This is a genomic window from Bacillus sp. SJZ110, from assembly GCF_006715455.1.
Taxonomy (GTDB): Bacteria; Bacillota; Bacilli; order Bacillales; family Bacillaceae; genus Bacillus; species Bacillus subtilis.
This window is the reverse complement of record NZ_VFNF01000004.1, coordinates 317,880-340,183: the sequence shown is the minus strand read 5'-3', so window position 1 is coordinate 340,183 and position 22,304 is coordinate 317,880. Positions and strand designations below refer to the sequence as shown.

The 22,304-nt window shown below is 44.4% G+C and carries 25 protein-coding genes; 1 reads left to right on the top strand and 24 read right to left on the bottom strand.

What is annotated here, in order from left to right:
* Positions 1-68: 68 nt before the first annotated feature.
* Positions 69-1,187, top strand: a complete 1,119-nt coding sequence (locus FB592_RS14290) for an NADH-dependent flavin oxidoreductase (protein WP_032726120.1) — start codon at positions 69-71, stop codon at positions 1,185-1,187.
* Positions 1,188-1,651: 464 nt separating this feature from the next.
* Here the strand turns inward: FB592_RS14290 and spo0A are convergent, their stop codons facing one another.
* From spo0A to efp, 24 genes are all read right to left on the bottom strand, one after another.
* A complete protein-coding gene (gene spo0A, locus FB592_RS14285; protein WP_003226427.1) occupies positions 1,652-2,455 on the bottom strand; it encodes a sporulation transcription factor Spo0A in 804 nt (267 codons plus the stop codon).
* Positions 2,456-2,730: 275 nt separating this feature from the next.
* Positions 2,731-4,011, bottom strand: a complete 1,281-nt coding sequence (gene spoIVB, locus FB592_RS14280) for a SpoIVB peptidase (protein WP_103803304.1) — start codon at positions 4,009-4,011, stop codon at positions 2,731-2,733.
* 174 nt (positions 4,012-4,185) lie between these two features.
* Entirely contained in the window at positions 4,186-5,916 is a 1,731-nt protein-coding gene (recN, locus tag FB592_RS14275; protein WP_038829742.1) for a DNA repair protein RecN, read from the bottom strand.
* 34 nt (positions 5,917-5,950) lie between these two features.
* Positions 5,951-6,400, bottom strand: a complete 450-nt coding sequence (gene argR / locus FB592_RS14270) for an arginine repressor ArgR (protein WP_014114358.1) — start codon at positions 6,398-6,400, stop codon at positions 5,951-5,953.
* Positions 6,401-6,497: 97 nt separating this feature from the next.
* Positions 6,498-7,343, bottom strand: coding sequence for a TlyA family RNA methyltransferase (locus tag FB592_RS14265; RefSeq protein ID WP_003230264.1), 846 nt, complete (start codon positions 7,341-7,343; stop codon positions 6,498-6,500).
* Complete coding sequence (dxs, locus tag FB592_RS14260) at positions 7,340-9,241, bottom strand: 1-deoxy-D-xylulose-5-phosphate synthase (protein WP_015384069.1); 1,902 nt, start codon at positions 9,239-9,241, stop codon at positions 7,340-7,342. The genes FB592_RS14265 and dxs overlap by 4 nt, the downstream gene beginning before the upstream one ends.
* Before the next feature lie 174 nt (positions 9,242-9,415).
* Positions 9,416-10,306: a polyprenyl synthetase family protein gene (locus tag FB592_RS14255; RefSeq protein WP_003230262.1), complete on the bottom strand. Its 891-nt coding sequence runs from the start codon at positions 10,304-10,306 to the stop codon at positions 9,416-9,418.
* A complete protein-coding gene (locus FB592_RS14250; protein WP_003226409.1) occupies positions 10,296-10,550 on the bottom strand; it encodes an exodeoxyribonuclease VII small subunit in 255 nt (84 codons plus the stop codon). Before FB592_RS14250 ends, FB592_RS14255 begins: the two co-directional genes overlap by 11 nt.
* Positions 10,547-11,893 carry an exodeoxyribonuclease VII large subunit gene (xseA, locus tag FB592_RS14245; protein WP_015251733.1) on the bottom strand — a complete coding sequence of 449 codons (1,347 nt, stop codon included), beginning with the start codon at positions 11,891-11,893 and terminating at the stop codon, positions 10,547-10,549. The genes FB592_RS14250 and xseA overlap by 4 nt, the downstream gene beginning before the upstream one ends.
* Before the next feature lie 137 nt (positions 11,894-12,030).
* Positions 12,031-12,882: a bifunctional methylenetetrahydrofolate dehydrogenase/methenyltetrahydrofolate cyclohydrolase FolD gene (gene folD, locus FB592_RS14240; RefSeq protein WP_003230259.1), complete on the bottom strand. Its 852-nt coding sequence runs from the start codon at positions 12,880-12,882 to the stop codon at positions 12,031-12,033.
* A gap of 11 nt (positions 12,883-12,893) precedes the next feature.
* Positions 12,894-13,289, bottom strand: a complete 396-nt coding sequence (nusB, locus tag FB592_RS14235) for a transcription antitermination factor NusB (RefSeq protein ID WP_003230256.1) — start codon at positions 13,287-13,289, stop codon at positions 12,894-12,896.
* Between the two features lie 262 nt (positions 13,290-13,551).
* Positions 13,552-13,959: a fatty acid biosynthesis protein YqhY gene (gene yqhY, locus FB592_RS14230; protein ID WP_003230254.1), complete on the bottom strand. Its 408-nt coding sequence runs from the start codon at positions 13,957-13,959 to the stop codon at positions 13,552-13,554.
* 20 nt (positions 13,960-13,979) lie between these two features.
* Positions 13,980-15,332, bottom strand: coding sequence for an acetyl-CoA carboxylase biotin carboxylase subunit (accC, locus tag FB592_RS14225; protein ID WP_003230253.1), 1,353 nt, complete (start codon positions 15,330-15,332; stop codon positions 13,980-13,982).
* Positions 15,333-15,343: 11 nt separating this feature from the next.
* Positions 15,344-15,823, bottom strand: a complete 480-nt coding sequence (accB, locus tag FB592_RS14220; RefSeq protein WP_003230252.1) for an acetyl-CoA carboxylase biotin carboxyl carrier protein — start codon at positions 15,821-15,823, stop codon at positions 15,344-15,346.
* 155 nt (positions 15,824-15,978) lie between these two features.
* Complete coding sequence (spoIIIAH, locus tag FB592_RS14215) at positions 15,979-16,635, bottom strand: stage III sporulation ratchet engulfment protein SpoIIIAH (RefSeq protein WP_003230250.1); 657 nt, start codon at positions 16,633-16,635, stop codon at positions 15,979-15,981.
* Complete coding sequence (gene spoIIIAG, locus FB592_RS14210; RefSeq protein ID WP_014477307.1) at positions 16,636-17,325, bottom strand: stage III sporulation protein AG; 690 nt, start codon at positions 17,323-17,325, stop codon at positions 16,636-16,638. It abuts the gene before it with no gap.
* Positions 17,318-17,938 (bottom strand): stage III sporulation protein AF, encoded by a 621-nt coding sequence (gene spoIIIAF / locus FB592_RS14205; protein WP_003230233.1) that lies wholly within the window; start codon positions 17,936-17,938, stop codon positions 17,318-17,320. The genes spoIIIAG and spoIIIAF overlap by 8 nt, the downstream gene beginning before the upstream one ends.
* A 13-nt stretch (positions 17,939-17,951) precedes the next feature.
* Entirely contained in the window at positions 17,952-19,151 is a 1,200-nt protein-coding gene (gene spoIIIAE / locus FB592_RS14200; RefSeq protein ID WP_003230230.1) for a stage III sporulation protein AE, read from the bottom strand.
* A gap of 18 nt (positions 19,152-19,169) precedes the next feature.
* Entirely contained in the window at positions 19,170-19,571 is a 402-nt protein-coding gene (gene spoIIIAD, locus FB592_RS14195; protein ID WP_003230228.1) for a stage III sporulation protein AD, read from the bottom strand.
* A 6-nt stretch (positions 19,572-19,577) separates the two neighbouring features.
* Complete coding sequence (spoIIIAC, locus tag FB592_RS14190) at positions 19,578-19,784, bottom strand: stage III sporulation protein AC (protein WP_003153142.1); 207 nt, start codon at positions 19,782-19,784, stop codon at positions 19,578-19,580.
* 22 nt (positions 19,785-19,806) lie between these two features.
* Positions 19,807-20,322, bottom strand: coding sequence for a stage III sporulation protein SpoIIIAB (gene spoIIIAB / locus FB592_RS14185; protein WP_014480238.1), 516 nt, complete (start codon positions 20,320-20,322; stop codon positions 19,807-19,809).
* Positions 20,316-21,239: a stage III sporulation protein AA gene (gene spoIIIAA, locus FB592_RS14180; protein ID WP_015714242.1), complete on the bottom strand. Its 924-nt coding sequence runs from the start codon at positions 21,237-21,239 to the stop codon at positions 20,316-20,318. The genes spoIIIAB and spoIIIAA overlap by 7 nt, the downstream gene beginning before the upstream one ends.
* Positions 21,240-21,314: 75 nt before the next feature.
* The gene (locus FB592_RS14175) at positions 21,315-21,596 is read right to left on the bottom strand and encodes a YqhV family protein (protein ID WP_004398639.1); all 282 of its coding nucleotides are present in this window, start codon (positions 21,594-21,596) and stop codon (positions 21,315-21,317) included.
* 144 nt (positions 21,597-21,740) lie between these two features.
* The gene (efp, locus tag FB592_RS14170) at positions 21,741-22,298 is read right to left on the bottom strand and encodes an elongation factor P (protein WP_003226377.1); all 558 of its coding nucleotides are present in this window, start codon (positions 22,296-22,298) and stop codon (positions 21,741-21,743) included.
* Positions 22,299-22,304: the final 6 nt, after the last annotated feature.

The window sequence follows — 22,304 nt, the reverse complement described above, 5'->3', positions numbered from 1 at the left end:
GATCAATTGCATTAATTTTTACATATAGGCTAGAATATGTGCGAATCCAAACGAAAGAAGATGATCAAATGAATCCTAAGTATAAGCCTCTGTTTGAACCATTTACGTTTAAAAGCGGCGTTACAATCGACAACCGGATCGCAGTAGCACCGATGACTCATTACGCTTCTAATGAAGACGGTACAATATCTGAAGCGGAGCTCGACTACATCATCCCCCGTTCAAAAGAGATGGGAATGGTGATTACAGCCTGCGCAAATGTTACACCGGACGGAAAAGCATTCCCCGGGCAGCCGGCCATCCATGACGATTCCAACATTCCAGGTTTAAAAAAGTTAGCACAAGCCATTCAGGCACAAGGCGCTAAAGCTGTTGTACAAATTCATCACGGCGGTATTGAGTGCCCGTCTGAGCTTGTTCCTCAACAAGATGTTGTGGGGCCAAGTGACGTGTTTGATAACGGCAAACAAATTGCTCGCGCATTAAAAGAAGAAGAAGTGGAAAACATTGTGAAGGCGTTTGGAGAAGCGACAAGACGTGCCATTGAAGCGGGCTTTGACGGTGTCGAAATTCACGGTGCAAACGGCTACTTAATTCAGCAGTTTTATTCTCCGAAAACCAACCAGCGCACGGATCGCTGGGGAGGAAGCGATGAAAAACGATTAGCCTTCCCGCTCGCTATTGTCGATGAAGTGAAAAAAGCCGCTTCAGAACATGCGAAGGGTGCGTTCTTAGTCGGATACCGCCTGTCTCCGGAAGAACCTGAGACACCGGGATTGACAATGACTGAAACTTATACGCTTGTTGATGCTTTAGGGGATAAAGAATTGGATTATCTTCATATCTCACTGATGGACGTGAACTCAAAAGCGCGCCGCGGTGCAGATCCGACTCGCACACGCATGGACTTATTGAATGAACGTGTCGGAAACAAAGTGCCGCTGATCGCCGTCGGTTCCATCCATTCCGCTGATGACGCGCTTGCCGTCATCGAAAACGGTATTCCGTTAGTCGCTATGGGACGCGAAATTCTAGTTGACCCTAACTGGACGGTAAAAGTAAAAGAAGGCCGTGAAAAGCAAATCGAAACAGTGATCAAAGGCACAGATAAAGAAAAATATCATTTGCCTGAACCGCTTTGGAAAGCAATTGTGAACACGCCAGGCTGGGTGCCTTATAAAGATTAATGTGCAAAAGACTGCCGAAACGATTCGGCAGTCTTTTTCCCTTTATATAAATAGTTTGTGTACACATCTAAACAGCAAAAGAAAGAGCTCCCCACCAACTTCGAAAAGAAAATCCAGGAAAAACCCCTCACGCTTTCTTGCTTTTTTCTTTTTCATTCGTACGTCTCCTTTTTACATGAATACGCCTTACTTACGATTTTGCAGGAGAAAGGTTTCATTTTATAACGGACACATTTAGGGTCGATCATGCTTCGTGATCCTATAAGATGTATGAATGGACCAAGAGTGCAGGTAATACCGCCATTTGCTTTCCTTACTTTTCAAACCTATCCTTTACTATATGCGGATACTTAATATTCTTCTCCCATACTACAAATGTCCCCAAAACAAAACGCCTCCTATTTATCAGCGCAAACTAATAAATAAAAGACGTTTGATTTAATGACCACTTAATAAGCTCATGTTTAAGAAGCCTTATGTTCTAATCTCAGCTTATCCGCAACCATTGCAATGAATTCCGAATTTGTCGGTTTAGCTTTTGTCATGCTGACAGTATAACCAAACAACGAGGAAATGGAATCAATGTTTCCTCTGCTCCATGCCACTTCAATTGCATGGCGGATCGCTCTTTCTACACGGCTTGCGGTTGTGTTAAATTTTTTGGCGATGTCCGGATAGAGGACTTTTGTAATGCTGCCGAGCAATTCGATGTCATTGTATACCATTGAGATTGCTTCGCGCAGATAGAGATAGCCTTTAATATGGGCTGGGACGCCGATTTCATGGATAATGCTTGTGATGCTCGCGTCGAGATTTTTCTTCTTTGGTTCAGGCTGGCTGCTGCGTATAATACTGCTTTGCGATGATGGCGCACGATGCGTCACACTGCTGGCATTTCCGCTGACCTGGCGGATATGGCCGACAAGGTTTTCCATATCAAACGGTTTGAGAATAAAGTAGGACGCGCCTAAATCGACGGCCTTTTTCGTGACATCTTCCTGTCCAAAGGCTGTCAGCATAATGACATTCGGCTGTTTTTTCAGATCTGATTCCCTCAGCCTCTCTAAAACCGCAAGTCCGTCTAAATGCGGCATAATAATATCTAATACGAGCACATCGGGATCTTTTTCTTTAAACAGCGACAGGCATTCCTGTCCGTTATAAGCAACGCCGATCACTTCCATGTCTTCCTGTCCTTCTATATATTCACTTAACAGGCTTACCAGCTCTCGATTATCATCAGCAACACAAACTTTAATTTTCTCCACGTTTCTTCCTCCCCAAATGTAGTTAACAGGATTCACCCTTGCTACATGTTTACATTCGACAAAACCGCTATATACCCTCTAAAAAAATCATAATCATCAATATTAGTGGCATATCTTTGTTATTCTATGTTTTTCTCTGTTTTTCGACTAAAAATGAAATTTGACAAACAAGGAAACGTGAATTTGTCGAAAAATCTTCTTTTGTATATTTTACCGTATGTATTCTGAGAAGTGAAGAGGGATCAAAATAAAAAAACTGCCGGAAACTCCGGCAGTCAGCTTGCTTTTTCTTTTCCATAAATATCGATTCCTGCTTCTGACAGCATCCATTCAATATGAACACCGTAACCGCTTGTCGGGTCATTTACAAATACATGGGTGACAGCACCGATCACTTTTCCATTTTGAATAATCGGGCTTCCGCTCATCCCCTGTACGATGCCTCCTGTTTCTTTCAACAGCCTTGGATCGGTAATTTTCAACACCATTCCTTTTGTCGCAGGGAATTTTTGCGGCGTTGTGCTGACGATTTCAATATCGAATTTTTCTACTTTGTCATCATCAATAACGGTTAAAATTTCAGCCGGCCCTTTTTTGACTTCGGTAGAAAACGCAACCGGCAATGCTTGATCTGATATGTTGTTTTGAATCGGCTGATGCAGTGTGCCGAAAATCCCAAACGGGCTGTTTCTGTTAATATCCCCGATCGTTTTGCGTTCTGAGGAAAATCGCGCCAGTTTTTCTCCCGGATTACCGCCTGTCCCTTTTTCAATTGATGTTACAGTGGATTTAACGATTTCTCCATTCTCCACTACAATTGGTTTCTTTGTGTCCATATCGGAAATCACGTGGCCAAGTGCTCCGTATTTTTTTGTTTTCGGTTCATAAAAGGTCATAGTGCCGATGCCGGCAGCAGAATCTCTGATATATAACCCGATTCTGTATTTGCCTTCTCCTTCATCCTTTTCTGGGATCAGCTTCGTTTTGATTTTCTGTTTATCACGTTTGATCAGTAAATCTAAAGATTCACCAGTTTTCCCAGCCTTTTGAATAAATGGGGCTACATCATTCATTTTTTCAATTTTCTGTCCATTCATCTCAATAATGATGTCGCCCGCTTCAATTCCGGCCGTTTCTCCCGGAGATTTTTTGCCTTCACTTGTATTGATTTGATGAAATCCGACGACAAGAACACCGACGGAATGAAGTTTTACACCGATTGATTGTCCGCCAGGTATAACTTTTAAATCAGGAAGAACGTGCACTTTTGTTTTTTTAATTGGAAATCCGGCAAGATCGTATACTAATTCTGACTTACCTGATTTTTTGCCCGTCACCTTGATTTCATGCGGATCTTTCTTTACTGTAAACGCTTCAGAGGATTCTGATGTCTGAGCGTTTACCGATAAACTCGTTTCAATCGCTTGTGTTTGGGTTTCAAATACTCTCATTTGCGTTGGAATCAGTAAATATTCTTTTAGCGGTTTGCATAAACCTACACTTAATAACGAAACAAGGAGAATTAAACCTACTGCTTTTCTGATGTTATCGGGCATTCACTACTTCACTCTCCTCGCTCCTATCCCACACCTTCTTTATGACTTGCTGCTACATCATTTAATTTTGCCTTCTGACGGCTTATTTATAACTGTCATATGAAGAAAAACATTGGATATACTGATGAACGAATGGATGCGCACGAAAAAAATAAGCTGCGCTTCTCGCGCAGCTTACCCAGTTGTTTTGACTTGATCCGCTTGTTTTAAAAGTTCTTTCGCATGGCGTTTCGTTAAGTCGGTTACTTCGACACCTGCAATCATGCGCCCGATTTCCGCTACCTTTTCCTGCTTAGAGAGCGGCTTGACACGTGTCGTCGTTCTGCCGTCTTTTAACTCCTTCGCAATATAAAGATGCGTATCGGCCATGGCAGCCACCTGAGGCAGGTGTGTAATGCACAGCACTTGTGAACCTATTGACACCTTATGGATCTTCTCAGCGATTGCCTGTGCGACCCTGCCGCTTACACCGGTATCAACCTCGTCAAAAATGATCGATGTCACATCCTGTTGTGAGGAGAAAATGCTTTTTATGGCAAGCATCACCCGTGACAGCTCTCCACCTGAAGCGACTTTCGAAAGGGATTTCAGCGGCTCGCCTGTATTGGTTGAAATTAAAAACTTCACCAGGTCAATCCCTTGTTCAGTCAGCTGAACGGGCTGGCCGTTTACAAGCGGCGCCTCTTCATTGCGTGACGCTGTTCTGACCTTAAATTCCGTATCGAAAGTTGATTTTTCCATGTACAGGCTTTTTAATTCCCGATGAATCTCATCAGCCAGCTTTTTCGCCCATGTTTTTCGGATTTGTGACACATTTGCCGCTTCCACTGCGACATCTTTGCCGACGGAGTCAAGCTCCTTTTTCAAGCTTTGAAGGTGGCTGTCCCTGTTTTCAATTTGGTCAATCTCTTCTTCAATTTTAGAAGCATATTCCAAAATGTCTTCAACAGTGGCACCGTATTTTCGTTTCAGCTGTTTGATTTCATTAAGTCGTGTCTCAATATAGTTCAGGCGTTCCGGATCAAATTCAAGCTCATCCAGCATATTTCTCATCTGAAATGTGGCATCCTCAAGCAAATAGTAGGAGTTCGAAACACTTTCAGACAGTTTTTTCAGCGGTTCGTTAATATCAGATATATCTTCAAGCTGCGCTGATGCCATTCCAACCCAGTCCAATCCGCCCTGCTCACTGCGAAGCGCGTTATATGCATTTTGCAGCGACTCATATATCTTCTCAAAGTTTGAAATTTGCTGGCGCTCTTCTTGGAGCTGTTCATCTTCGTTAAGCTCAAGCTTTGCCGATTCGATTTCTTCGAGCTGAAATTGAATAAGATCAAGACGATGGGCCATTTCCTGTTCGCTTTCAGAAAGCTGCTTAAGCTTTTTGAGCAGCTTCATATACCGCTGGTACCCTTCCTGATACGTTTTGAGCGCGCTTTCCACTTCGGCCCCGGCAAACTTGTCCAAAAGCTGGAGATGATTTTCGTCTTCCATTAACAGCTGGTTATCGTGCTGCCCGTGAATATCTAATAAAAGCCTGCCGATCTCTCTTAGCGAGGCAATCGTGACAAGCTTGCCATTGACACGGCAAACGCTTTTCCCGCTCGTGCTGATATCCCTTCTCATGACGATCATTTCGTCTGAAACGTCGATTCCCTGCTCAGCGCATACGCCTAAAACAGGATGGCCGCTCTCCAACAGAAACAGCCCTTCAAGTTCGGCTTTTGCTTCCCCATATCTAACAAATTCAGATGATCCGCGGCCTCCGACTAAAAGAGAAATGGCATCTATGATAATGGATTTGCCGGCTCCGGTTTCTCCTGTTAAAACCGTAAGCCCGCGTTCAAAAGAAACCGTCAGTTCCTCAATAATGGCAAAGTTTTTAATCGATAGTTCAGCTAACAAACAGCATTACACCTCTTATCTTTGTTAGATTCTGTTACAGCAGTTCAAGCAGTCTGTTTTTTACACCGTCTGTATCTTCAGGAGTCCGGCAAATAATTAAAATCGTGTCATCTCCGCAAATGGTTCCCATAATTTCATCCCAGTCCAAATTGTCCATCAGCGCCCCGATTGCCTGAGCATTGCCCGGCATCGTTTTCAGTACGATCATATGGCTTGCAGAGTCTATTTTCACAAATGCGTCCATCAAGGCCCGCTTTAGCTTAGACAGCGGATTGAAACGCTGGTCCGCCGGAAGACTGTATTTGTAAGAACCGTTATTTGTAGGCACTTTTACAAGGTGAAGTTCTTTAATATCCCGTGATACCGTGGCTTGCGTTACTTTGTATCCATCCTGCTTTAGCATGTCGACCAATTCATCCTGCGTTTCGATTTCATTGCTTGTAATGATCTCTCTGATTTTAATATGCCTCTGGCCTTTGTTCATGTAAGCACCTCTATTTCCAAGCTTATCTGTTCTTTTATGTTATATGATTCTCTGCACATTGTACATGAATGCAGAAAAAAGGAATAATAGCGCCCTATTATTCCGGTACATCTGCTTTTTTTTCTTTTAACGTCTTATGTGCTTCTTCTACAACGCGCATGATCTCTTCTTCCGGCAGCTCCTGACCTTCCTGTCCCTCTCCCGGCCAATGCAAATGAAGGAGAAACTCAATATTTCCGTCTCCTCCCGTGATTGGAGAAAATGACAAGCCTTTACAGATATAGCCTTCAGCGGCAGAAAAACTGATCATTCGCTTGAGCACATCAGCATGCACTTTAGGATCTCTGACAATCCCTTTTTTGCCGACGGATTCCCGTCCCGCTTCAAACTGAGGCTTAACTAGAGCCATGCAGTCGCTGCCCGGTACGAGTAAAGTCCTTAGGACAGGCAGGATGAGCCGCAGTGAAATAAAGGACACATCAATTGTGGCAAACTCCGGCATGCCCTTTGTAAAGTCTGCCGGTGTTGCATAACGAAAGTTCGTCCGTTCCATCACGACGACCCGTTCATCCTGTCTAAGCTTCCATGCAAGCTGATTATAGCCTACATCCACAGCGTATGACTGTTTAGCTCCATTTTGCAAAGCGCAGTCCGTAAAACCGCCGGTGGAGGAGCCAATATCAATCATAATTTTATCTTTGACAGAGACGGGAAATTCCTTCAACGCTTTTTCGAGCTTTAAGCCGCCCCTGCTCACATACCTCAGCGGGTTTCCTTTGACAGTTAACGGAAGGTCGCGGTCAATTTTTTCTCCAGGCTTGTCCAAGCGGTTTTCGTTTGAATAGACGATCCCCGCCATAATGGCTCTTTTGGCTTTTTCACGCGTTTCCGCCAGCCCTCTTTCCACTAATAATACATCTAATCGTTCTTTCTTTGACGTCATGATCCAATTCCTTTGTGTGTCTTTGGCGGCATCAGTAATCTAATACGATTTGCCACCTGCTGTTTTGTCAGTCCAATTTCCTCAAGAAGCGCTGTTACACTTCCGTGTTCAATAAACCGATCAGGTATACCCATTCTGTCGATCGGAGTATGATATTCACCTTGATCATGAGCGAATTCTAAAATCGAGCTTCCGAAACCGCCTTCTAAGACCGCTTCTTCAATTGTTAAAATTGGCAAGCCTTCTTTTAGGATACTCTTCATCATCTTTTCATCAATCGGCTTAATAAAACGCGCATTCACAACGCGCACGGAAAGGCCTTCTTTCTGCAGCTCTTCGGCTGCTTCAATCGCCATTTCGATTGTTGTGCCGAATGTTAAGATGACAGCATCGTTCCCCGGACGCAGCACCTCCCACGTACCGATCGGAATCGTTTTCAACTGTTCATCCATTTTTACGCCGAGTCCGTTTCCGCGCGGAAAACGCATCGCTATCGGGCCTTCGTCATAGCTAAGTGCTGTATGAACCATGTGCTGGCCTTCATTTTCGTCTTTCGGCATCATTAAGACCATGTTTGGAATGTGGCGCATAAACGCAATATCAAACACGCCTTGATGTGTCTCTCCATCAGCGCCAACGAGTCCTGCACGGTCAATTCCAATAAACACATTGGCGTTTTGGCGGCAGATGTCATGGACAACTTGGTCATATGCCCTTTGCAGGAAGGTTGAGTAAATCGCCAAAAACGGCTTCATACCCTGCATTGCCATAGCTGCCGCCATCGTTGCGGCATGCTGTTCTGCGATTCCTACGTCGAACATCCGGTCAGGGAATTCCTTTGCGAAACCTTCAAGCTTTGAACCGACAGGCATAGCCGGCGTAATGGCTACAATGCGTCCGTCCTCGCGCGCCATTCGCTGCACAGTTCCGCTGACAAGACCGCTCCACGAAGGAGCTGCGGCTTTCGGCTTTACAAAGTCACCGGTATTAATTTTATATGGTCCGGTACCATGCCATGTCCCAATCGTATCGGTCTCAGCCGGTTTGTACCCCTTCCCTTTTTTCGTGATGACATGCAGAAGAACAGGGCCTTTCGTTTTTTTGGCGTATTGAAGATTCTCAATCAGCTCATGATAAGAATGTCCGTCCACCGGGCCCAAATACGTAAAACCGAGCTCCTCGAAAAACATTCCGGAGACGAGCATGTATTTCAGGCTGTCTTTGACTCGTTCCGCCGTGGCGGCAAGCTTGCCCCCAACTGCCGGAATCTTTTTAAATAAGTATTCAAGCTCATCTTTAACCCACTGGTATTTCCCCGCAGTACGGAGCCGTCCGAGCATAGAGTGAATGGCACCGACATTCGGCGCAATACTCATTTCATTATCATTAAGGATGACAATCATGTCTTTTTTCTCGTCGCCGATGTGGTTAAGGGCTTCGAGCGCCATTCCGCCGGTCAGCGCGCCGTCACCAATGATCGGAATAATATATTCATCCGTTCCTTTAATATCACGGGCAGCTGCCATTCCCATCGCGCCTGACAGAGAAGTCGAGCTGTGCCCGGTTTCCCAAACATCGTGCTCGCTTTCACTCCGCTTTGGAAATCCGCAAAGCCCTTTGTACTGGCGAAGCGTCGCAAATTCTTTTCCGCGTCCTGTCAGCAGCTTATGGACATACGATTGATGGCCTACATCCCATAAAAATTTGTCTTTCGGGCTGTTAAATTCCTTATGCAGAGCAATAGTAAGCTCTACGACACCTAAGTTTGGGCCGATGTGGCCGCCAGAAGCGGATAAACTTGTAATTAAAAACTGACGGATTTCATCACTTAATTTCTCTAATTCATCAATGGACATGTTTTTTAAAAACGACGGGTCCTGTATTGATAAAAGATCCAAAGCGGATCAACTCACTTTCAGCATGAATTTCTGCAATGATACATGTCTTTTGCATGCCGAGCTGACAATAATCTCAGACATAAAAAAAGACAAACGCGCTTTTCCTTTTCATTTTTCATATAAACTGCTTACATTTTACCATATCTCGTGCAGCCGCTTCAAATTAGGATCGTTTTAGTGATCTCTTGCCGCAATTAAATCACAAAGCTCATATAAAAGGTCTTTTTGAAGAGAGAGTCCGCCGATCAATCGCTTCGCCTCTTTTATATGAACATCCAATTTATGTTTGGCCCCTTCCAATGAAAGAAGCGACGGGTATGTCGATTTGTCATTTGTGGTATCCGAGCCGACACGTTTGCCGATTTTCTCTTCACTGCCTTCTAAATCTAAAATATCGTCTCTGATTTGAAATCCGATTCCAATGTGGCTGCTGAAGGTACGCAGTGTTTCAATGTCTTCCTCAGGCGCATCAGCCAAAATAGCACCGGCGATTACACAAAAGCCAAGGAGCTTGGCAGTTTTCCGTTCATGAATGGATTCGAGCTCTTCAAGCGTGACTTGTCGGTTTTCCGCTTCCATATCAGCTACTTGCCCACCGACCATGCCTTCGGTGCCTGCCGCTGAAATCAGTTCATTCACAAGCCGCAGGCGCTTTTCTGCTGACACCTCGTCTGACACGTGGGAGGTAATCAGCTTAAAGCTTTCTGTGAGCAGCCCGTCACCCGCTAATACTGCCGTCGCTTCACCAAACACTTTATGGTTTGTCGGCTTCCCACGGCGCAAATCGTCATCATCCATGCATGGAAGATCATCATGAATTAACGAATACGTGTGAATCATTTCGACAGCACAGCCCACCGGAATGCCGTCTTTTTCGCTTTTTCCATATGCGTTTAAAACAGCCAGTACAATCAGAGGCCGCAACCGCTTTCCGCCGGCCTGTAGAGAATACAGCATAGACTTCTTTAATGAGTCCGGCATATCAAGCTTTTCTGTATAGACAGAAAGCTGATTTTCAATTGTTTTTTTCCGGTCCGCCAGAAAGCTCGTTAATTTATTTGTCACCTTCGTCTTCCTCCTGAACACTGAAAGGTGCCAGTTCGCCGTCTTCTTTTAAAATGAAGTCCATTTGCTTTTCGACTTTTTGCAGCTTTTCATGGCACATTTTTGACAGAGCCATGCCTTCTTGGAAATAGTTAATGGCTTGCTCTAGAGGCACATCTCCCTCTTCAAGCTTTGATACAATGCTCTCAAGCCCTTTCATCGCTTCTTCAAATGTCATGTTTTCATTTTTTTTCACGTCTGTCATTTTTCTTCCCCTCTCTTTTCTAATACTTCACAGGTCAGCACGCCATCCTTCAGCTTGACTTCAAGCCGGTCCTGCTCTTCTATTTGACTGACACTTTTAATGAGTTTATCTTCTTTATAAGCCAAGCTGTATCCTCTCTCCATCACTTGAAGAGGACTTAGTGCATTCAGCTTGCCAAGAACGGTTTGAAATTGGGAATGCAGCTGCTTCATTTGGATATTCATATTTTTTCTCAGCTGATTTGTTTGTTCCTGGTATCGTGTTCTTGCTTGTTTCAGCTGTTCATGAGGATGCAGTGCCTCTAATCTGTACGTTTCACGCTCCAGCTGTCTGCTTTTCCGATCTAAAAGAGCGGTCAGCTGTGCTTGAAACTGCTGGTACGCGAGGTCAAACTGCTGCTCTTTTTGCGCATACAAACGCTTTGGAAAACGAAAGGCATAGGACGATTGCAGCGTTTGTATCCGTTCTTTTTTCTGGCCGAGATGCTGCTGCATTGCTCTTGTCATTCTGACTTCCGCTGTTTTTGTCCGTTCGATTAAATCAGTGGTATGAGGCACAGCAATCTCAGCTGCTCCTGTCGGCGTCGCAGCTCTGATATCGGCGACAAAATCACTGATCGTAAAATCCGTCTCATGTCCGACTGCCGATATAATCGGAATATTGGAAGCAAAGATGGCGCGTGCTACAATTTCTTCATTGAATGCCCACAGTTCTTCTATCGAACCGCCGCCTCTCCCGACAATTAATACGTCGCAAATCTCTTTTTCATTTGCCTCTTCAATGCGCGTAACGATGGATCTGCTCGCATTTTCACCTTGTACGAGCGCTGGAAGAACAATGACTTTTACAAGGGGATATCTTCTTTTTAGAGTTGTAATAACGTCTCTGACAGCGGCACCCGTTGGAGATGTCACAACCCCGATTGTGGCTGGAAATGCGGGGATTTGTTTTTTGTAGCGGTCGTCAAATAAACCTTCTCCGGCAAGCTTCTTTTTTAATTCTTCGTACGCTAAATAAAGCGCTCCAACCCCGTCAGGCTGCATTTCTTTGGCATATAATTGATAGTTTCCGCTCGGTTCATATACGGAAATTCCGCCTCTTACCAGCACTTTCATTCCGTTTTCAGGTTTAAAAGGCAGACGCTCGCTTTGTCTCGCGAACATCACCGACTGCATTCTTGCGTTTTCGTCTTTTAAAGTGAAATAAATATGCCCTCGTGTGTGTATCTTTACATTCGACAATTCGCCTTTAATCCAAATATTTTCAAGGTGAGGATCTACATCGAATTTTCGTTTTATATACTTTGTCAGCGCTGAGACGGTCACATACGCTGCTTCACCCATGTCTAAAAACTCCTCTCCTAAGCATTCCTGCACCATAACTAAAGAAAACCCGCCCTGGCTTTAGGAGCCTGAAGAAGCGGGTATCGTGCTCATATTCAAGGCGGGCAAACATTTCGCCTGTGAATATCTCCAATTATCTATGATAACGTACGTTTCGCAGATTTAACAGTATTATGCGCAAGCATCGTGATGGTCATCGGACCTACTCCGCCCGGAACCGGCGTGATGAAGGACGCTTTTTCCTTTGCCCCTTCAAATTCAACGTCTCCGCAAAGCTTTCCGTTTTCCAGACGGTTAACGCCGACGTCAATGACAACAGCGCCCTCTTTGATCTGGTCTGCACTGATGAAGTTGGCTCTGCCGACTGCCACCACCAGGATGTCCGCTTTTTTCGTATGTTCAGTAATATTTTCTGTTCTTGAATGACAGTAAGTAACCGTCGCGTTTTCATTTAATAAAAGCTGGCCGACAGGTTTGCCGACAATGTTGCTTCGGCCGACTACAACAACCTCTTTACCGGAAAGGTCAATATTGGTTTTCTTCAAAAGCTCAACAATTCCATGAGGCGTGCAAGGAAGAAACGTATCTTCGCCAAGCAGCATTTTCCCTACGTTTAACGGATGAAAACCGTCTACATCTTTATCAGGGGAGATACGTTCGATCACCGCTTTTTCAGAAATATGGTCTGGGAGCGGAAGCTGAACGAGAATGCCATGAAACTCAGGGTCTTGGTTATATTGATCAATAATGGAAAGCAGTTCAGCTTCTGTGAGGCTGCTGTCAAATTGATCGAGCTTGAAATTCATTCCCATTGTTTCTGCCGCTTTTTTCTTTCCTCGCACGTAAGAGTGAGAAGCAGGATCATCTCCAATCAAAATAACCGCCAGTCCGGGAGTGACGCCTTGCTTTTTAAGCTCTTCTACCTCTTTTGCCAATTGTTCGCGTTTTTCTCTAGCCGTTTCTTTTCCGTCGATGATTGTTGCAGTCATTTTCTTTCCTCCTATGATTGTTCAATATCAGATTTAATGTTAGAAAGAACCCCGTTTACAAACTTTGTCGCTTTGTCATCACCAAACCGTTTTGCCAGCTCAATCGCTTCGTTCATGGAGACATTCACCGGAATGTCTTCGGCATATGCCATTTCATATGCTGCCAGGCGCAAAATCGCACGGTCAACATTGGCAATCCGATCGAGCTTCCAATTCACCAGATGCTTGGAGATCATTTCATCCAGCTGGTCTTGGTGTTCCAATACCCCGTGTACAAGCTGTTCAAAGAAAGGATCTGTTTTTTCTTCATCCAGTGCGTGTTCTATGGCTTCATTCACTGCAATATCGCTGACATCAATTTGAAATAGTGCCTGCAAAGCTTTTTCTCTTGCTGTTCTTCTTTTCATTTTCTTTCTCCTTTGATCCTCTTTATCCGCTTGTCGTTAAGCCACAAAGAGATCATAACATATTTTTTTCGTATCCGCATATTGAAATCAAGGTTTTTTACCCTATTACCGAATATTTTCACACACCTTAATATGATTATTCGGATTTCACGTTCATGAAGAAACTCGGCTATGTAAGCCGGCTTTCTTCATGCTTTGAAATAAAGGGTAACGTGTAAAAAAACCAAAGGGCCGCCCTCCCCTTGGTTTCGTGTTAAGCCATTTACATTTCTTCGTCGATTTGGACTTCTTGGGCTTTTGTGTCAAATTGAATGCCGACGATGTGAATATTGATCTCGTTAATCGAAAGAGACGTCATATTTAATAAGGTTTGACGAATGTTTTCCTGAACGGATGCTGCAACTTTCGGAATCGAAACGCCAAATGTAACGACACAGTATACATCGATCGTAATTCCGTCATCCGCCAGGTCGACTTTGACACCTTTGCCATGATTCACTTTGCCAAAGCGCTCGACGACGCCTGTCGCAAAGTTTCCGCGCATTTCGGCAACCCCATCAACTTCTGATGCTGCAATGCCGGCAATGACCTCAATGACCTCCGGTGCAATCTCAACCTTACCCAAATGCGTATCTTCGTGATCCATTTTAAGCAAGCTGTTGTCTTTCATTCAATTCACCTCCGTAAAAATTATGAGCCCATTACATCATATGTTTCTAAAAATTTCGTATTAAACTCTCCGCTCACAAATGTTTCGTGTTCAAGCAGTTTTAAATGGAAAGGGATTGTTGTCTCAATGCCTTCGATGACGAATTCGCTCAATGCGCGCTTCATGCGGGCAATCGCTTCATCCCTCGTTTTTCCGTATGTGATGACCTTTGCAATCATGCTGTCATAGTACGGTGGGATGGAATAGCCAGGGTACGCAGCTGAATCAACACGGACACCAAGACCGCCAGGAGGCAGGTACATTTTAATTTCACCAGGTGACGGCATGAAATTTTTACTTGGGTTTTCTGCGTTGATTCGGCATTCGATGGCCCAGCCTTCAAATTCAACATCTTCTTGCTTGAGGCTCAGTTCCATTCCTGATGCCACTTTGATTTGTTCCTTGATCAGGTCAGTTCCCGTCACCATTTCTGTGACTGGGTGCTCTACCTGAATTCTCGTGTTCATTTCCATGAAGTAATAGCGCTGTTCATTGTAGTCATAGATAAATTCAACTGTTCCAGCACCTGTATAGCCAACCGCTTTTGCAGCCTTTACCGCTGCATCTCCCATTTGCTCCCTGATTTCTGAATCAAGGGCAGGAGATGGTGATTCTTCCAAAAGCTTTTGCAGGCGTCTTTGGATCGAGCAGTCGCGTTCGCCCAAATGGATCGTATTTCCGTAGTTATCAGCAAGCACTTGGATCTCAACGTGGCGAAAATCTTCTATGTATTTTTCGATGTATACACCTGGATTTCCGAATGCAGTTGCCGCTTCCTGCTGTGTAATCTTAATGCCATTAATCAGTTCCTCTTCAGTGCGGGCAACCCTAATTCCTTTTCCGCCTCCGCCTGCGGTGGCTTTTATAATTACAGGATACCCAATTTCATTAGCAAGCGAAACCGCTTCTTCCACATTTTCTATAATTCCCTGTGAACCCGGTACGATTGGCACGCCGGCCTGTTTCATCGTTTCCCGCGCAACGTCTTTTGTTCCCATTTTTGAAATGGCGTCAGCGCTCGGGCCGACAAACGTGACATTCACTTCTTCACATAATTCAGCGAAATCAGCATTTTCAGCTAAAAATCCGTATCCCGGATGAATGGCGTCCGTGCCAGTCAGCTTTGCAACACTCACAATATTTGTAACGTTTAAATAGCTGTCTTTTGATGCTTTCGGTCCGATACAAAAAGCTTCATCGGCCATTTGAACATGAAGGGCATCTTTATCAGCTTCTGAATAAACAGCGACAGTCTCAATTCCGAGCTCTCTACAGGCTCTGATGATTCTGACAGCAATTTCTCCTCTGTTGGCGATCAATAGCTTTTTAATCATGTTCAGTCTCCTTACTCCGCTTTTACAAGAAATAGAGGTTGTCCGTATTCGACCAGCTGGCCGTTTTCTACTAATACTTCAACGATTTCGCCTTTCACTTCTGCTTCGATTTCGTTGAAAAGCTTCATTGCTTCTACAATGCAGACAACTGTGTTTTCATTTACTTTTGAACCGGCTGTTACATACGGGCCAGCTTCCGGTGATGAAGAAGCATAAAATGTTCCTACCATTGGTGAAGTGATTTTATGCAGATTCTCATCTTGCTTTGGTGCTTCTTGGGCAGGTGCCGCTGCTTGCTGCGCTTGCGGCTGAACTGCCTGCGGAGCCTGTGCTTGTACAGGTGCTGCCGGTGCCTGCTGCATGACTTGAACCGTGCCTGCTTCGTGTTTTTTCAGTTTTAAGGATACACCTTCATTTTCATATACGAATTCGTCAATTGTAGACTCGTCAATTGCTTTAATCAGCTCGTGGATTTCTTTGATATTTAACATTCAATCGCACTCCTATGTATGAAATTTCTTTTTTATAGGTTACTACTAAAAGTACATACTATGTTCATCTTACAGGAGCGGACTTTTGAATTCAACTCTAATATGACAGCAACGCAAAAAGCCCGCTTGTTTAGCGGGCTTCTTTTTCCTCTTTCTTACTTGGATGGTTCAAATGTGACAGCGACATCTTTCATTGTTTTGATTTCTTTTGCCACAAGGTCTATAATGGCTGTCGCCTTCGATTTGGAGTGTTTGTCTGATTTGACTGTAATATTGATTTTATCTCCTTCAGCATTAACAAGCGCATCCTCGTAACCTTGTGTTTTAATCAGCGTTTCAAGCTGTTTTTCTGTTCCTTCCACTTCACTGAGAGCCGTCATTTTATCGTATGCTTCGCTTTTCTCCTTGGCTGTTGCATCATCGCTTGACACAATGGCATTCAGCTCTTCTCTTTCTTTGCTTCTGGCATCTTCTAAATCAAGACGGTACGTTGTAAACAGATCATCATCGGCTGTTTCCGTAACAACAGTTCCTTTTTCACTGGCTTCAGCGGATGTTTCCTTGTCTGCTGATGAATCTTTCGTTCCCTTTGTTCCATCTTCTTTTCCTTTTTCAGTTTCTGTACCGCTTTTTTCCTTCGTGTCTTGCTTGGCAGGCGCTTTTTCAGTTGCGACCTCTCCGCTGTCAGACGCGCTTTTTTCACTTTGCATCTGCACGGCGTTTTTGCTTTCCGGCGACATGATATAGTAGACGCTTAACACCACGACAAGACTGAGCATTGTTAATAGCCAAACGGTTTGTTTTTTAAGCATTTATGAATCCTCCTTTATTTTTTTAGGGGCAACCGCAACCCGGTGGCTTGGAACATCCAGGACCCGTGTCACCGCTTCGATAATGGTTTGTTTTATTTGAACGTTGTCCACTCCTTGAGCAACAACGAGTACACCGCGTATATCAGGTTTTTTCGTTTGGACGACGACAGGTGTTTCTTTATCGCCGTTTTTGATCATGACGATTTCTTCCTCCGATGTTTGGTCTGTAACGCTTCTTGTTCCGCCTTCTTTGTCAGTTTCTTCGGTGGTTGTATTTTTGTTTGATTTGTTTTTTTCGTATACTTTCAGCGACGTTGCATCTACATTCACGACAACCGAGACATCGTCCACACCAATGATTGTTTCAAGGATTTCTTTCAGCTGATTTTCGTATTCTTTTTCATAGTCATCGATCGAGTCTTTAGGTTTATCAGATTTTGAGGCTTTAAACACTTCAGCTGTTTTCTCTTTGCTGTCTGCGGAATGTTGCGATGATACGGCCGTTATCGTTTTGGCGTTTTCTGTTTTCTCAGGTGAAGAAAACAGCTGGCTGACAAGCATAAAGGAAACTCCGAGAACAAAAACGAATAGAAAGTAATGATATTTGGTCAGCTTCGGCTTTTCGCCGTCCTTCGTTTGTCCCGGAAGAAACTGCTTTTTCAATACATTCCATAATCCGTTTTTATTCATTGCCGACACTCTCCCCGCCTTCCATATGAACCGTAATTTTCTCACTTCCGATTTCCCAAATGTCCGCGAGCTGCGTTTGTATCTGTTTGGCTTCTTTTTGTTCGGCTGCTTCTTTTGTTACGTATGCATGATCTGTATCAATGTGGACCGGCGCGACCGTTTGGACCGTTTTTTCAGAAGACGGGGCCATATACACGCTGATTGTTTTAATATCCTCTTCTGAATCTACCTTTTCTCCTGCCGTGAGTTTGATGCGGCCTACTTTATATTCATCATGACTGAATCTCTCCTCCGCTTTCTTTTTTAGTTGGACAGCCATTTCTTCTAGAATATATGCGCGCTGGGAAGCTTGTATTTCTATTTTTTTTGAATTGATTTGATTTTTTATGTCGGCAGACTCTGACTGCCCGTTTTTTGTGAGGTATTCAAAGATGACTTCGGGGTCTGTCTTGAAAAGTTTAAAAATCGGCGTAAGCATGACGACAATCAAGAGCAGGCTGACTACCATTTTTGCGTACTTTTGCATGCTGGAGCTCGGCAGCAGCATATCAATCACAATTGCAAATAGGATAAACAACACGATGGTGGTAAGCCATTCCGTTAAAAAACTCATTCGCCTGCCTCCTTCATTTCATCATCATCGTGAGGTTTCCGGCTGTGATTATGACAGTAAGGCTTAAAAAAAACATGAGAGACACAATGGCGAGAGCTGCAAAAATATAAATGACGCTTTTGCTGATGACGTCGAGGCAGGTGATGACGGGCCCGCCTCCTAGCGGCTGAAGAATCGCGGCTGCCAGCTTATAAATAAAAGCGAGGGAAAGCACTTTGATTGCCGGAAATGCCGCGATACAGATCAAAATAGCGACACCGAGAATCCCTACCGTATTTTTCAGCAGTAAAGAGGCGCTGATTACTGTATCTGTTGCGTCTGTAAACATTCGGCCAAGCACAGGAATAAAATTTCCGGTTATAAATTTAGCCGTCCTGAGCGTAATGCCGTCTGTCACTGCAGCTGAGGCTCCCTGAACAGAGATGACGCCGAGAAAGATGGTAAGAAAAACAGCCAGTGCTCCGATGGCGATATTTCTGAGCAGGTTGGCCAGCTGCGTTACTTTGTATTGTTCAGTCATCGTGCTGACAATGCTCAGAATCGCTGATAAAAAAATCAGCGGCATGACGATATTCTGAATCAAGAGACCGCTCGTGTTCATCAGGAAGAGGATAACAGGATGAAAGAAGGCAGCAGATACAGCTCCGCCTGAGGAAGCCAAAAGCGCCAAGAGGAGCGGAATGAGCGCCAGGATAAAGCTGGTCATCGTCTGAATCGCCTCAGTTGCATAGTTAATTGCCACATGAAAGCTATTAAGCGCAAGGATAATCAGCACCATGTACACAATTGAGTAAGCGACCTTACTGACGGTGCTTTGCTGAAAAGCATTTTGCAAAAGCTGCAGAATGACGCAAAAAATCGTGAGCAAAATCAATGTGCCCAGCAGCTTTCCGTTGGCAAGCACTTCATGAAACAAATAAGAAAAGAGAGCTTTCAGCCATTCTTGCGGTGAGAATGATTTATCGCCATTGATAAACTCCATTAAGCTGCCTTTTTGGCTTTCCGGCAGCAGTCCGCCGTATTCTGTCATAATGTCATTCCAAAATTCCCCGATCTTATCTGTTTCAAGCGAGGCTGCTGTCCTTTCCGCTAATTGCTCGGCTGTTTCAGCATGGTCTTCCGTTTGTTCTGCATTACCAGCTGCTTGTACAATTTCTGCACGGCCTGCTATGATCAGCACGGCCAAAAGCAAAACCCATTGAAAGCGCTTCAATCTACCACCTCCTTTCGGTTATGACATAGAAGGTATAAGTCCGAGAATCGTTTCGATAATGACGGTTAAAATAGGCACAGCCATTACGAGTATTAAAATTTTCCCCGCCAATTCTATTTTCGAGGCGATGGCTCCTTGACCGGCATCTTTTGTGAGCTGTGCCCCGAATTCAGCAATATAGGCGATTCCGATAATCTTTAAAATGGTTTCAACATAGACCATGTTGACATTTGCATTAATCGCAATTTTTTCTATCATTCGAATAATGTCGTAGATTTGGTCTACCAAATAAAGAAAAATGGCACATCCGGCAAAAACGACGATTAAAAACGCAAAAGTCGGCTTTTGTTCTTTTACAATTAAAGAAAGGAAGGTGGCGATCAGCCCTAAACCTACAATTTGAACAATGTCAATCTGCAAGCCCCCCTATCCTTGGAATAAAAACACAGCTTTTATCTTTTTAAATAGGTCATCTACAATCGTGGCGACCATAAATAAAATATAGATAAAACCTAACAGCGTCACCCACTGAGCATATTCTTTCTTGCCCATCTGATCCAATATCGTGTGTAAAAAAGCGACCACGATTCCCACTCCGGCGATTTGAAATATGACATTCACGTCTACTCCCATTTTATTTTTGCTCCCCTCACGTTTACATCAATAGAAGAATGAGTAACAAGCCCGCTAAAAAGCCCAAACTTTTTATCATCTTTTCATTTTTCGCTTGCGCCTGCTCAGCATCCGCTTCAGAGGCTTCCAAATGTGACAGCGCCAGCTTGATGTGCTTTTGCTGAGAGATTCGATCATGAATCCCGAGCGTCTCGCCAAACTGCTTCAGCACTTCGTATTCGCTTTTTTTCAAAGACAGGGTGTCCCATACCTTCTTTAAGCTTTGCTCCCACGCCGTTTTCGCGGAATCACTTCCCTTGTCCAGCTGATCACTGAATGCGGAAAAAAGAGCTGAAACAGGCTGTGCGAGCTGTTTGGCAATCTGCTGTGAAGCAGTATGAAGCGGTGTATGGCCGTACATGATTTCAGCCTCGAGGGATTGAAGCGCCGCACGCAGCTGGCGGATTTGCCGCGGCCGTTCTGTATAAATCTTCGCCATCTCAAAACCTGTCCATGTTGTCGCTACCACAATGAATACAGCGCCCAGCAGCTTCAGCATGTTTTCACGCCCGTCGTCCTAGACAGCACATTTCCGTCTTTGTCATAAATTTGGCTCACTGTGCCCGGCCCTTTTGCTCTTGATAATTCCAAATAGCGGTCAAAGGCTCTTTCTTCCCACAAACGCTTCAATGAAGGCCGCTTCATCAGGTCGGATATACTCCAGCCATGCGCCGATACGATTACTGAAACACCGGCATGCAACGCCTCCAGAAGTGCATCTGTATCTTCCATACGCCCGATTTCATCGACAATCATCACCTCAGGGCTCATGGATCGAATCATCATCATCAGCCCTTCAGCTTTTGGACAGGCGTCTAACACGTCAATTCTCTGACCAAATTGATGCTGCGGAATACCGCGAAGACATCCGGCAATTTCTGACCGTTCATCGACGATTCCTGTCTTTACGGGCAGCATGGGTTTTTTGCCGGTGCTTGAGAGCCTCGCAAGGTCCCGGAGAAGTGTTGTTTTGCCGGTTTGGGGCGGTCCGATAATCAGCGTATTCAGCCAGCTGCTTTGATATAAGTATGGAAGCAGCGGCTCCGCAATCCCCAGCTTTTGCCGGGCAATTCGTATATTAAAAGATGCGATGTCACGGAGGCCTTTCACACCTCCGTTTTCCGTAATCACTCTGCCCGCCAGTCCGACTCTGTGGCCGCCTCTGATCGTGACATACCCTTTCTTCAGCTCTTCTTCAAGTGTATACATACTATAGTTGCTGAGCCGGCTCAGGATCAGATGGGCATCCTCGGCCGTGCCCGCATAGGACAAATACACAGGTTGTCCTCTTCGAATCAATTCAACAGGGCGGTTGATCCGAATTCTGACTTCTTCGATTTCCAGCCATTGTTGTTCCGGTATTTCAGAAAGGGCGTTTTTCATGGATTCAGGGAGAACCTCAGCGATTTCATTCAACAGAGCCTCCTCCTTTCTACCGATTGGCTTCTTTAAAATGTATGATGTGAGGCAGACTTTATGACAAGCCTCTCTTTATTTATGAACACCCGCCAAAATCAAGACAACACCCGTAAAAATCAGAATCAGCTTTGCATACGAAAGCTGCCCGGCAATTTGGTAGATTCCGACAGTCATCGTAATGATAAAAATCAACGGACCGACAATAGCGAGAATGCTGTTAACCACAACCGCCTTCCGGACATCGTTGGTCACAAGCATGACAATTGCTGCCGTCAGCTCAATCATAGAGGATAAAACTCGTAATCCCGCCATTGTTAAAACAGTAGAATTGATATTTCCAAGTAAAAATTTCATAGCACTCTCCCAACCTCCCATTTTTTTATATGATATGCTCTAGCTTGCTGAAGTAGTCTTGTCATTTTCGTATAAAAGAAAGATTCTGTTTTTGGGCACAAAAAAAGCCTGCTCCCATTTGGGAACAGACTTCTTTTTTTCTTTCTATGCTCTTGAAACGTAAGAACCGTCTGATGTATTGACAACAAGTGTGTCGCCTTCATTCACAAAGAACGGCACGTTTACAACAAGCCCGGTTTCAGTTTTCGCAGGTTTTGTACCGCCTGACGCTGTATCACCTTTAATACCAGGTTCAGTTTCAACAACTTTCAGCTCAACTGTGTTTGGAAGTTCGATACCAAGTGTTTCATCCTGGTACATCATGATATGCACAGACATGTTTTCTAGCAGGTATTTTAATTCTTCTTCGATTTGAGTTGCGCTCAGTTCAAGCTGCTCATAAGAAGAAGTATCCATAAATACGTGCTGATCTCCGTTTGCATATAGATATTGCATTGTTTTGGTTTCGATTTGCGCTTTCGCTACTTTTTCACCAGCGCGGAATGTTTTTTCCTGAATCGCGCCAGTGCGAAGGTTGCGGAGTTTAGAGCGGACAAATGCCGCACCTTTTCCAGGTTTTACGTGCTGGAAGTCAACGACGCGCCAAATGCCGCCATCTACTTCAATTGTTAATCCTGTACGGAAATCGTTAACTGAAATCATGTTTAA